This window comes from Micromonospora sp. NPDC047707 (assembly GCF_040704235.1).
In the GTDB taxonomy this organism is placed as follows: Bacteria; Actinomycetota; Actinomycetes; order Mycobacteriales; family Micromonosporaceae; genus Micromonospora.
Genome location: NZ_JBEYSU010000019.1, coordinates 74,223 through 85,978, shown reverse-complemented (window position 1 = coordinate 85,978; position 11,756 = coordinate 74,223). Strand labels below are relative to the sequence as shown.

The window sequence follows — 11,756 nt, the reverse complement described above, 5'->3', positions numbered from 1 at the left end:
GTCACCCGAGCCCGGCGGCGGGGGCGTCCGGCGTCAGGAGCCGAGGACCCGGTCCAGGTGGGGCGACGCGAAGACACGGTCAGGGTCGAGGCGGTCGCGGACCTGCTGGAAGGCCTGCCAGCGCGGGTACGCGGACGCCAGCGACGCCGCGTCGCGCCAATGCAGCTTGCCCCAGTGCGGCCGGCCGCCCAACCCGGCCGCCACCTCCTCGAAGGCCCGGAAGTACGGCTCGTACGGCATGCCCACGTACTGGTGGACCGCGATGTACGCGGAGTCCCGGCCGTGACCGTGGGACAGCCAGACGTCGTCGGCGGCGGTGAACCGCACCTCCACCGGGAACAGCACCTTGAACGGTAGCCCGTCGACGATCCCGCGCAGGGCGTCCAGGGCCGGTACGAGGGCGTCGCGCGGCAGCGCGTACTCCATCTCCACGAAGCGGACCCGGCGCGGGGTGCAGAAGACCGCGTCGGAGCGGCCGGTGTAGCGGCGTTCGGCGAGCGCCCGCGCGGAGACCGCGCTGATGGTCGGTGCGAGCGCCGGCACGGCGCGGCCCAGCCGGCAGGCCCCGGCGAAGACGGTGTTGGCGAGGAACTCGTCGTCCAGCCAGCCCCGCCAGCGGGGCAGCGGCCGGTCGTCGGCGGGCACCCGGTCGTTGGTCTTGACCTGCACCCGGTCGGTGTACGGGAACCAGTAGAACTCGACGTGGTCGTGGCGGCCCAGCAGGGCCGGCAGGTCGGCCAGCACACCGGCGAGGGGCGCCGGCCGCTCGTGCGCGAGCAGCACGAACGCGTCCACGCAGCGCAGCGTCACGTCGACCAGCACGCCGAGCGCGCCGAGCGAGACCCGGGCGGCGGCGAACACGTCGGGCTGCTCGTCGGCGGAGCAGTGCAGCACCTCGCCGGTGCCGGTGACCAGGGTGAGCGACTCGACGAACGTGGACAGGCAGCCGTACCCGGCGCCGGTGCCGTGCGTGCCGGTCGAGATCGCGCCGGCGACGGTCTGCGCGTCGATGTCGCCGAGGTTGGGCAGGGCCAGCCCGTGCTCGGCGAGGAGCCGGTTGAGCGCCCGCAGCGTGATCCCGGCGGGTACGGTGACCAGTCGACGGTCGACGTCGACGCGGACGCCGGTGTCCAGGTCGGAGAGTTCCATCCGGTGCCCGTCGGTCAGCGCGACGGCGGTGAAGGAGTGGCCGCTGCCGACCGCCCGGATCCGCTCGCCCGCTGTGGCGGCGGCCCGGACGGCGTCGGCGACGTCGTCGACGGACCTGGGACGCAGGACGGCCGTGGCGGTGCCACGCTGATTGCCGGCCCAGTTCGACCAGGCGGTTACGGAGGGTGCGGTGGCGACCATGGGACACTCCTCGACATGAATATGAACTGACTTCATATCAGGAACGTTGTACCTGGTAAATACCGCAATCGAGGTCCGCTCGTTGTACCGGTAGTCACGGACTCGTGACGTGCAGATATGTTCATCCGTCGAAGGGGGGTGGCGCCGAGTGTCCACACCAGCCGCCACGACCGGGCCGCTGCGCCGCGTACCGGTGCAGGGTCGAAGTGTCGCGCGGGTCCAGCGGATGCTGGACGCCTGTGCCGAGCTCGTCGACGAGGTGGGGTACGAGGGGCTGACCACGACTCTGCTCGCCGAGCGTGCCGAGGTGGCGATCGGGTCGGTCTACCAGTTCTTTCCGGACAAGCGGGCGATCGTGCAGGCGCTGACCCTGCGCACGATGGAGTCCTACCTCCAGCGGCTCGACGAGAGGTTCGCCTCGGACGACCTGACCCACTGGTGGGACGGTGTCGACGCGGCGATCGACGAGTACATCACGATGCACCGTACTGTCCCGGGGTTCCGTACCCTGCACTTCGGCGACGTGGTCGACCTGCACCTGCTCGATGAGCAGCGGGACAACAACGGGGTGATCGCCGATCAGCTCGCCCGCGTGCTCACCGAACGCTTCGGGCTGACCGACGTACCGGACCTCCGGTTCCACCTGGAGATCGCGGTCGAGGCCTCCGACGCGCTCATCAAGCTGGCGTTCCGCCGGCAGCCGGAGGGCGACGCCCGGGTGCTGACCGAGGCCAAGGCGCTCATCCGGGAGTACCTGCACCGCCAGGTCGACGCCCGGGAGAGCGCGGGCCAGCCGGCGGAGGTGGCCCAGCCGGCCTGACCGCCGTACGACCTGCCCGGACCGCCCGCAACCGGCCCGGTCGGCGGCGACGCGACCACGCAGGCGCGTCGCCTCGCCGGCGGCTCACAGGAAGGCCCGGCCCTCACCGCGGTACGTCGGGACGGTCGCCACCACGGTGTCGCCGTCGACCAGGTGCAGCTCGTTGACGTGCTCGGCGAGCTCGCCGGCCTTGGCGTGCCGGAACCACACCCGGTCGCCGACCCGCAGCGTCGCGGCGGCCGTGCCGGTCAGCGGGGTCTGCACCTCGCCGGCCCCCTCGGTGCCGACCAGCTCCAGCCCGACCGGGAGGACCGGCCGGGGGAGCCGGCTGCGCTCGGCGGGGCCGGAGGCGATCCAGCCGCCGCCGAGCACGGTGGCGTAGCCGGGGGCGGGACGGCGGACCACCGCGCAGGCGAAGAACGCCGCCGGGGTGGGGCGCCAGGCCCGGTAGGCGTCGAACAGCGTCGGCCCGTACAGGCCCGATCCCGCGGTGACCTCGGTGACCGCGGGATCGGCGCTGGTGGCGGCCACGCTGCCGGTGCCGCCGCCGTTGACGAACTCCAGGTCGGCGTGCTCGCGGACGGCGGCCACCGCCGCGCTGCGGCGGGCCAGCAGCTCGCGGTACGACCCGCGCTGGGCCAGCCGGATCGCCGCGCCGAGCGCCGCCCGCCCCGGCGGCGCGTCGCCCAGGCCGGCGATCTGCGCCTCGTACGCCATGAGGCCGACCAGCCGGAAGCCGGCGCGGGCCGCGACGGTGGCGGCGAGCGCGCCGGCCGCCCGGGCGCTGTGCACCGGTGAGCGGCGGACGCCGACGTGCACCCGCCCGCCCAGTGGCCGCCACGACGCGTCCAGGTCGAGGCACACCCGCAGCTCGGACCGTCGATCGGGGGCGGCGACCGAGTCCACCAGGTCGAGCTGGTCGGTGCCGTCGACCATCAGCGTCACCGCGGCGGCGAGCGCCGGGTCGGCCGCCAGTTCGGCGAGCGCGGACCGGTCGGCCGTGGGGTACGCCACCAGCGCGTCGTCGGTCACGCCGGAGCGGACCAGCCAGAGCGCCTCGGGCAGGGTGAACGCCATCACGCCCCGCCAGCCCGGGTTCGCCAGGGCGCGGGCGATCAGGTCCCGGCTGCGGACGGACTTGCTGGCGACGCGGACCGGCTTACCTGCCGCGCGGTCCACCAGTGCGGCGGCGTTGGCGTCGAACGCGGCGAGGTCGACGACCGCGTACGGCGGGTCGAGGTCCGCGGTGGCGCGGTCGAGTCGATCGCGAAGGTCGTGCCTGTCGGTGGCCACGTGGTGCACGCTAACCGTCCCGGGCTCAATGCGAAATACCCTCGCGTCCGTCCGGGCTGCGGTGGGTGGTCGCGTCGGCCTACGCTCGGCGAGCAGGGGAATGTCGCGGTGGGGAGGGTCCCCACCGGGTCTAGAGTGTTGCACCGGGACCGCCCAGCGATGGGCCGCCACGTGGAGGTACGGCCATCGAAAGCCAGCAGAACGGCGAGTCGCCCGGCGTGTCGCCGTCCGGAGCGCAGCCCGACTCGACCGGCGCCCAGCCGGGCCCGTCCACGTCCGGAGCCAAGACCGCCGCGCAGCCCGACCACTCGGGCTACGCCGCCATCCGCTCGGTGCTGCGCATCCGCCCGTTCCGGCGGCTCTGGATCGTGCTCGGCGCCGCCTCGTTCGGCGACTGGTTCGGCCTGCTCGCCACGTCCGTCTTCGCGGCCTCCCAGGTGGAGGGGAGCACCGCGAAGGGCGCGGCCTTCGGCGGCGTGATCGCCGTCCGCCTGCTGCCCGCCCTCGTGCTCGGTCCGATCGCCGGCGTGCTCGCCGACCGGTTCGACCGGCGGTGGACGATGGTCATCTGCGACGTGCTGCGGTTCCTGCTGTTCGCCTCGATCCCGCTGGTCGCGCTGCTCGGCGCGAGCGGGCCGGTGGTGGTCGGCTGGGCGGCGGTCGCCACCTTCCTGATCGAGTCGGTCACCCTGCTCTGGATCCCGGCCAAGGAGGCCGCGGTCCCCAACCTGATCCCCCGGGCGCGACTCGAGGCCGCCAACCAGCTCACGCTCATCACCACGTACGGCATCACGCCGGTGCTCGCCGCGATCGTCGCGGCGGTGCTGGACCGCAGCGTGCGGACCGTCACCGGCGGGGACCTCCCGTCCTGGGCGGAACCGGCCCAGCTCGCGCTCTGGATCAACGCGTTCTCCCGGCTGGCGACCGCCCTGGTCGTCGCGTTCGGCATCCGCGAGATCAGCCAGGCGCGGCCCGGCGAGCGGGAGCGCACCGAGCAGACCATGCTCCGCCAGTTCACCGAGGGCTGGCGGTTCATCGGCAAGACCCCGCTGGTGCGGGGCCTGGTGCTCGGCATCTTCGGCGCCTTCGCCGGCGGCGGCATCGTGATCGGCACCGCCCAGTTCTTCGCCACCTCGCTGAACGCCGGCGACGCGGCCTTCTTCCTGCTCTTCGGCGCCATCTTCATCGGCCTGGCGGTCGGCATCGGCCTCGGGCCGATGATCGTGAAGGAGATGTCCCGCCGCCGCTGGTTCGGCATGAGCATCGTGCTGGCCAGCGCGGCGGTGATGACCCTGGCCTTCGCCATCCACCTGTCCATGGCGATGGTCGGCGCGATCCTGGTCGGCGCCGGAGCCGGCATGGCCTTCCTCTCCGGCGTCACCCTCCTCGGCGGCGAGATCGCCGACGAGGTCCGCGGCCGGGTGTTCGCCGTCGTGCAGATCGGCACCCGGCTGGTGCTGATCCTCGCCATCGCGCTGGGCAGCCTCCTCGCCGGTCTGGGCGGCTCCCGCACCCTCGACGTCGCCGGCGCCGAGTTCTCGGTCTCGTCGACCCGGCTGCTGCTGCTCGTCGCCGGCGCCGCCGGCATCTTCGCCGGGATCAGCGCGTTCGGGCAGATGGACGACAAGAAGGGCGTCCCGGTCCTGGCCGACCTGTGGGGCTCGGTACGCGGGCGCCCGCTGATGCCGGCCGAGCCGTTCGTCTCCACCGGGCTGTTCGTGGTGTTCGAGGGCGGCGAGGGAGCCGGCAAGTCCACCCAGCTCGGTCTCCTCGCCGACCGGCTGCGGGAGCAGGGGCGGGACGTGGTGGTGACCCGCGAGCCCGGCGCCACCCCGGTCGGCGAGCGGATCCGGTCCCTCCTGCTCGGCCAGCCCGGCTCCGACGTGCCGTCGCCGCGCGCCGAGGCACTGCTCTACGCCGCCGACCGGGCCCACCACGTGGCCACCGTCGTCCGGCCGGCACTGGCCCGGGGCGGCGTCGTGATCAGCGACCGTTACGTCGACTCGTCGCTCGCGTACCAGGGCGCCGGGCGGACGCTGCCGGTCGACGAGGTCTCCTGGCTCTCCTCCTGGGCCACCGGTGGGCTCAAGCCCGACCTGGTGGTGCTCCTCGACGTGGATCCGCGTACCGGCCTGTCCCGGGTGGCCAGCCGTGGCGAGGACCGCGACCACCTGGAGGCGGAGTCGGTGAGCTTCCACGAGCGGGTCCGGTACGCGTTCCTCGACCTCGCCGCCGCCGACCCGAAGCGCTACCTGGTGCTGGACGCCTCCCGCCCGGTGACGGAGATCGCCGAGTCGGTGGCCCGGCGGATCGACGAGATGGCGGGCGCGCCGGGCGGCATCGCGCACCCTCGCCCGGCGAGTGGCCCGGACACCTCCGTGCAGCCGGAGTTATCCGACGCGGAGCTGGTGACGATGGAGCATCGGACCTGATGCCGGACGTCTTCGCCGACCTGGTCGGCCAGGACGAGGCGGTCGACACCCTGCGCCGGGCCGCCGCGGCGGCCGCCGCCGTGCTGCGCGCCGCCGCGCACCGGCCGGACGACGCCGACGAGCTGGCCGCCCTCGTCGAGGAGGTCGAGGTGGCGCCGGGCGCGAGTGGCGTGTCGCCGGGCGACCCGGGGGCGGGCATGACCCACGCCTGGATCTTCACCGGGCCGCCCGGCTCCGGCCGCTCGGTCGCCGCGCGGGCCTTCGCCGCCGCGCTGCAGTGCGTCCACGGCACCGGCTGCGGCACCTGCCCCGGCTGCCACACGACGCTCGCCGGCACCCACGCCGACGTCCGGCTGGTGGTGCCGGAGGGGCTCTCCATCGGCGTCAGCGAGATGCGGGCCCTGGTGCTGCGCGCCGCCAGCACCCCGTCCGGCGGGCGCTGGCAGGTGGTGGTCATCGAGGACGCGGACCGGCTCACCGAGGCGGCCGGCAACGCGCTGCTCAAGGCCGTCGAGGAGCCCCCGCCGCGCACCGTCTTCCTGCTCTGCGCCCCGTCCACGCACCCGGACGACATCTCCGTGACGATCCGGTCGCGGTGCCGCGTCGTACCGCTGCGGCAGCCGCCGCCGGACGCGGTGGCCGAGGTGCTGGCCCGGCGGGACGGGATCGCGCCCGACGTGGCACGGTGGGCCGCGGCGGCCGCGCAGGGGCACGTCGGGCGGGCTCGGCGGCTGGCCCGCGACCCCGAGGCGCGCAAGCGGCGGGACGCGGTGCTGGCGGTGCCTCGCCGGCTGACCGGGGTGGGTGCCGCCTTCGACGCGGCCTCCGCGCTGATCGAGGCGGCCGAGGCGGAGGCCGAGGCGTCGGTGGCGGAGACGGACGCCGCCGAGCGCGCCGCGCTGGAGACCGCCCTCGGCGCGGGTGGTACCGGCCGGGGCGCGGCCGGCGCCATCCGGGGTGCCGCCGGGCAGCTCAAGGAGCTGGAGAAGCGGCAGAAGTCCCGGGCCACCCGGGCGCAGCGGGACGCGCTGGACCGGGCCCTGGTGGACCTGGCCGGCTTCTACCGGGACGCGCTCACCATGGCGCTGCGCGCGTCCGTCGCGCCCGTGCACACCGACACCGCCTCCCTCGCCGAGGCCGGAGCGCGGAAGTGGGACGCCGAGGGCGCGCTGCGCCGCCTGGAGGCGGTGCTGGCCTGCCGCGCGGCGATCGAGGCGAACGTGAAGCCCCGCATCGCCGTCGAGGCGATGATGCTCGCCCTCTGGAAGGGCTGACAGCCGCTGGCAGCTCCCACCGGCCGGACCGGTCGTCCACAGGGCATCGACAGGCGCGATTGCTGTGCGGTACGGTCCGGTGTGCCATGCACGGTGACCATGACGCCACGCTGAGTGAGGTCCGGGTCCGTCCGGGAGGAGCGCGGATGCCGCGGGGGGAGATCGACGAGGCCTGGATCGAGGAGGCGGTGCGGCGCTACCGCCGCGTCGAGTCCCTCCAGGCCGAGTTCGACCAGGCGGTCACGACGGTCGAGGTCACCGTCCGCTCGCCGGACGGTCTGGTCGAGGTGGTGGTGACCGCCGGCGGGCGGATCACCGACGTGCGGTTCCTCGGCCCCCTGCACAACCGTCACCCACGCGACGTCGCCGGCTCCGTCCAGGCCGCGGTCGCGGCGGCCGCCGACGCCGCGCAGTGGGCCCGGGAGAAGCTGCACAACGAGACGTTCGCCGCCTACCGTCCGCTCGCGGGGGCCTGACATGGACGTGCTGCGCGCCCTCGCCGCCCGGCTGGACGCGGCGAGCGAGACGCTGGCCGGCCTGTCCCGCGCGGTCACCGCCGGCGACCCGGCCGAGGTCGCCTTCGGCGGCGACGCGGCGGGCCGGCCGGGCGAGATCGGGCGGGCCCTGCACCGGCAGTGGACGGCGGCCACCGGTGACCGGGCCCGGGAGGCCCACGCCGCCGCGCTGCGCCTCGCCGCCGCCGCGGCCGCTGTCCGGGACGCCGCCGACCGCTACGCCGACGTCGACCGGGCCGCCGGCCGCCGGCTCGCCGGGGAGGCGTGATGGATCCGCTGGACCGGCTCGCCGAGCCCGGCCTCGACCTGCTGCGCCGCGTCGACACGCTGCTCGCCGCCGGCGCGCCCGAGGGGCACCGGGTCTGGCCGCTGCTGCGCCGCATGCAGGTGCTCCCCGGCGAGGCCGTCCGGAGCTTCCTGCACCTGCACCCCGCGCCGCTGGCCGGTGCCGGCCGGTCGGTGCGCCGGCTCGTCCCGGCGTACGACGAGGTCTCCGCCGCGCTCACCGACCCGGTGCTCTGGTCCGGCGCGGCCGCCGGCGCGTACGGCGAGTCCCGCGCGGCGCTGCTGCGCCACCTCGACGAGGGGCCGGAGAGCCTGGTGGGGCGGTTGGAGTCGACCGCCGGGTACGCCGACGCCCTCGCCGACTGGGTGGAGGGCAGTCGGCTGACGCTCGCCCGGGCCCTGGCCGACGTGCTGCGGTCCACCGAGGCGGTGGCGGTCGTCGCCGCGACGTCGGTGCCGCTCGCCGTGTCCACCCCGCGCGCCTCGGCCGGGCTGGAGGCCGCCGAGATCGCGGCGCGGGTGCTGGCGGTGCTCTGCGTCGCGTACGACGGCGCGGAGACGCTCCTGCGGCAGTGGGGGCCGAGCCTGGCCGAGACCCGGTGGCGCGCACCGGTCAGCGGTGACCCCCGTTACGACGCCTCGACGCGGGTGGGCCGGTGACACCTGCGGGTGCCTTCGACATGGCGCACGGCGTCGCGCTCGTGAGCCGTCCCCGGCTCCCGGCGCCGACGCCGTGGCCTTCCCCTGCACCCCCCGCAGGTCTGCCTTCCACTCAACGCCCCGGGCCGTGATTTGTCCCGCCGGTTGCGACGGAATCAGCCGTCCGGGCGAGGATCATCGGCCCGGCGGGACGGCCCGTGGATCGGCCGATTCGATCGACATGAATGGCTGCACGGCGTAGTCGTCCCGCGACGCCGGCCGGGCCGGGACGGTCCGGGGGACGTAGGGTGAGGGCATGGGCATGCTGTGCGCGGTCAGCTTCCACCGGTACGGGCGCCTCTACTACCTGGACCCGGGCGAGTTCCGTCCGCAGGTCGGCGACAAGGTGCTGGTGCCGACGGACGACGGGCCCGAGGTTGCCGAGTGCGTCTGGGCCGCCCAGTGGGTGGCCGACGACACCGACGGGTTCCCCAGGTTGGCCGGGCTGGCGCAGGAGGAGGACCTGCGCCGCGACGAGGCGCTGCGCCGGCGCAAGGCGGAGGCCAAGGTCGCGGCGAAGCGCCTGATCCGGGAGCACGGCCTGCCGATGAAAGTGGTCGCCGTGGATCATGTGCTCGGCGGCGGGGAAGGCGGCGAGCGCAGCACCATCTACTTCACCGCTCCGCACCGGGTGGACTTCCGGTCGTTGGTCCGGGATCTCGGCGCGACCCTGCACTGCCGGGTCGAGCTGCGCCAACTCTCCGCGCGTGACTCGGCCCGGGTGCAGGGCGGCATCGGTTCCTGCGGTCGGGACCTGTGCTGCGCCACCTTCCTCACCGACTTCGAGCCGGTGACCATCCGGATGGCGAAGGACCAGGACCTGCCGCTCAACCCGCTGCGCATCTCCGGCGCGTGCGGCCGGCTGATGTGCTGCCTGAAGTACGAGCACCCGCTCTACCAGCGCTTCCAGGAATCCGCCCCGGCGATCGGCGCCCGGGTGAGCACTCCGGAGGGGCAGGGCCGGGTCGTGGGCCACAGTGTCCCCCGGGACGCGGTGACGGTCCGCCTCGACGCCGACGGCTCCCGCTGTTCCTGCAGCCGCGCCTCCGTCTGCACCCCCCGCCAAACCCACGACGCCCACTACAACCCCTAACCCCACCCCCACCCCCACCCCCGCTCCGGGTTTCGCCGTGTTGATCATGAAGTTAGCGGGTGTTTTCGCGATCAACCCACCCGCTAACCTCATGATCAACGTGGGTCGGTGGTCAGGTCACGGTGATCGGGGGTTCGGACAGGCGGGGGGTTAGTGGGGTCGTCGGGATCAGCCAGGAGGACTCGGGGGACTGGTCGGGGTTGATCCGCCAGTCGCGGGCCACCCGGTCGACGCCGATCGCGTAGATCGTCAGGGTGCCCTCCGGGCTGATGTAGAGCCGGACGAAGCCCTTCGAGTCCTCGATGCCCTGGCCGGCGAAGAGTTCGTTGACGTTGACCCCGAACGCGCCGGCCACCAGCAGGTACGCGGCCACCACCTGGCTCGCCAGCAGACCGATCACCGGGCCGTACAGCACCACGGCGGCCACCGCCGGCAGCGGCCAGGGCCAGTCGTGGAACGGCAGCGCCAGCCAGGCCCACGTGCCGGCCGCCGCCAGCCCGAGGTGGGTCACGCCGTGCCCCACACCGAGGATCCAGTGCCGTACGTGCCGCTTACCCCCGGAGGAGGGCGGCTTGGCGAAGAACGCCGCCCCCAGCAGCGTCACGAGCAGCATCGCCACCAGCGGCACGCTGAACAGCCGCTGCTCCGTCCCGCCGCGGTTCGTCGCGACGCCGGCCATCGCCAGCATCAGCAACGTGTGCAGGGTGCCGAGCAGCGTGGTGAAGCCCGGGTTGCGGAACGGCAGCCGGGGGAAGATCCCCCAGGCGTACCGCCGGGACCGCGCCGCGTCGGGGTAGCGGCCCGCCAACTCGTACGTCCGGGACGCGCTCGCCCGGCGGGCCAGGGTGTCCCGCGGCGGGACCTCGATCCGCTCCGGCAGCTTGTGCGTGGGATAGAGGTACGCGCCACCGCCGCCACACGTGACCATCTGGCGGTCCGGGCCGGCGTACCGCGCGTAGTGGTGCAGGTCGCCGGAGATGATCAGCTTCACCTGCGCCCCGGTGGGCGCGACGATGGTGCGGATGAAGTAGTCGATCGAGTCGTACGCCGTGGGGTGGTCGACGGCCTTGACCCAGGTCGGCGCCGGCACGGCCAGGATCACCCGGCTCTCCGGCCCCAGCCGCTCCGCCACCGCGTCGAAGTAGGTGAGCTGCGGGTCGTCCAGGTACGAACCGGACTGGTCGTCGAGGCCGAGCAGCCACCAGTCGGCCGGCAGTTCGATCGCGAAGTACGACCGTGACTGGCCGGTGCCCCAACCGCCGAAGTGCCGGTCCCGGGACCGGACGAACAGGCGCAGGAAGGCGGTGAGGCCGTCGTACCAGTCGTGGTTGCCGGGGACCGCGAACAGGGTCGGCCGCTCGGGCGGGGTGACCGGCAGCGCCGCCTGGTAGGGGCCCTTGCACCGGTCCTCGTACGCCTCGAAGGCCGCCGACGGGTAGACCTGGTCGCCGCCCATCACGAGGGTCTGCGCCCGGGGCAGGCGGTGCCCGTCCACGACCAGCTCGCGCTGGGCGAGCAGGTACGCGACCGAGTAGGTGGCGTTGAAGCCGTCGCCCAGGTCGGCGACGTAGTCCAGCCACAGCCCGCCGTCCGGCCCGACCTGCTTGGCGATCTTGGCGTCGAGGGCGTTCTGGAGTTCACGCTTGTCCAGGTACGCCCCGAACAGCATCGCCAGCAGCGTACGGATGCCGGTGCTGATCAGCAGGAACGGCGCGAGCCACGGCACCGGCTTGCGCGGGGTGAAGCCGAGTTCCAGCGGGTCGATGCTGGTCGGCCGACGGGCGGGCCGGCCACCGGCCGCCTCGCTGGCATGCGGGCCCCCGGGTGGCGGGGTGGCCGCGGGTTCGTGCGGCACGCTCTGGTCGTCCGGCGATCCGGAGGGATGATCGTCCGTCATCCGCCGGAGCGTAGTGCCGGTCGGCGCGCGACGCTGTCCGGTGGACGTCCGAACGCGCCTCGGCTTCGGGCCGGCGGTGTGGTGGGGATCCCGTTCGG

The 11,756-nt window shown here is 74.3% G+C and carries 10 protein-coding genes; 7 read left to right on the top strand and 3 right to left on the bottom strand.

The genetic code is table 11. From position 1 onward, the window contains the following. Positions 1 to 33: 33 nt before the first annotated feature. Positions 34 to 1,350 carry a D-arabinono-1,4-lactone oxidase gene (locus AB0873_RS20675; RefSeq protein WP_366601372.1) on the bottom strand — a complete coding sequence of 439 codons (1,317 nt, stop codon included), beginning with the start codon at positions 1,348 to 1,350 and terminating at the stop codon, positions 34 to 36. A gap of 226 nt (positions 1,351 to 1,576) precedes the next feature. Here AB0873_RS20675 and AB0873_RS20670 point away from each other — a divergent pair, with 226 nt between their 5' ends. Continuing rightward, positions 1,577 to 2,170, top strand: coding sequence for a TetR family transcriptional regulator (locus AB0873_RS20670; protein ID WP_155333944.1), 594 nt, complete (start codon positions 1,577 to 1,579; stop codon positions 2,168 to 2,170). Positions 2,171 to 2,254: 84 nt separating this feature from the next. Here the strand turns inward: AB0873_RS20670 and AB0873_RS20665 are convergent, their stop codons facing one another. After that, positions 2,255 to 3,463, bottom strand: a complete 1,209-nt coding sequence (locus AB0873_RS20665; protein ID WP_366601370.1) for an alanine racemase — start codon at positions 3,461 to 3,463, stop codon at positions 2,255 to 2,257. A 332-nt stretch (positions 3,464 to 3,795) separates the two neighbouring features. Here AB0873_RS20665 and tmk point away from each other — a divergent pair, with 332 nt between their 5' ends. The 6 genes from tmk (at position 3,796) to ricT (ending at position 9,761) form a co-directional block, all read left to right on the top strand. Next, positions 3,796 to 5,895 (top strand): dTMP kinase, encoded by a 2,100-nt coding sequence (gene tmk, locus AB0873_RS20660; RefSeq protein WP_155329241.1) that lies wholly within the window; start codon positions 3,796 to 3,798, stop codon positions 5,893 to 5,895. Beyond that, positions 5,895 to 7,169: a DNA polymerase III subunit delta' gene (locus tag AB0873_RS20655; RefSeq protein WP_366601368.1), complete on the top strand. Its 1,275-nt coding sequence runs from the start codon at positions 5,895 to 5,897 to the stop codon at positions 7,167 to 7,169. Before tmk ends, AB0873_RS20655 begins: the two co-directional genes overlap by 1 nt. A gap of 146 nt (positions 7,170 to 7,315) precedes the next feature. After that, entirely contained in the window at positions 7,316 to 7,645 is a 330-nt protein-coding gene (locus AB0873_RS20650; protein WP_155329239.1) for a YbaB/EbfC family nucleoid-associated protein, read from the top strand. A gap of 1 nt (position 7,646) precedes the next feature. Further along, a complete protein-coding gene (locus AB0873_RS20645; RefSeq protein ID WP_366601366.1) occupies positions 7,647 to 7,952 on the top strand; it encodes a hypothetical protein in 306 nt (101 codons plus the stop codon). After that, entirely contained in the window at positions 7,952 to 8,629 is a 678-nt protein-coding gene (locus tag AB0873_RS20640) for a hypothetical protein (protein WP_155329237.1), read from the top strand. The genes AB0873_RS20645 and AB0873_RS20640 overlap by 1 nt, the downstream gene beginning before the upstream one ends. 295 nt (positions 8,630 to 8,924) lie before the next feature. Beyond that, the gene (ricT, locus tag AB0873_RS20635) at positions 8,925 to 9,761 is read left to right on the top strand and encodes a regulatory iron-sulfur-containing complex subunit RicT (RefSeq protein WP_155329236.1); all 837 of its coding nucleotides are present in this window, start codon (positions 8,925 to 8,927) and stop codon (positions 9,759 to 9,761) included. Between the two features lie 112 nt (positions 9,762 to 9,873). Here ricT and AB0873_RS20630 read toward each other — a convergent pair whose 3' ends face one another. Beyond that, positions 9,874 to 11,658, bottom strand: a complete 1,785-nt coding sequence (locus AB0873_RS20630) for a metallophosphoesterase (RefSeq protein ID WP_366601364.1) — start codon at positions 11,656 to 11,658, stop codon at positions 9,874 to 9,876. Positions 11,659 to 11,756 lie beyond the last annotated feature (98 nt).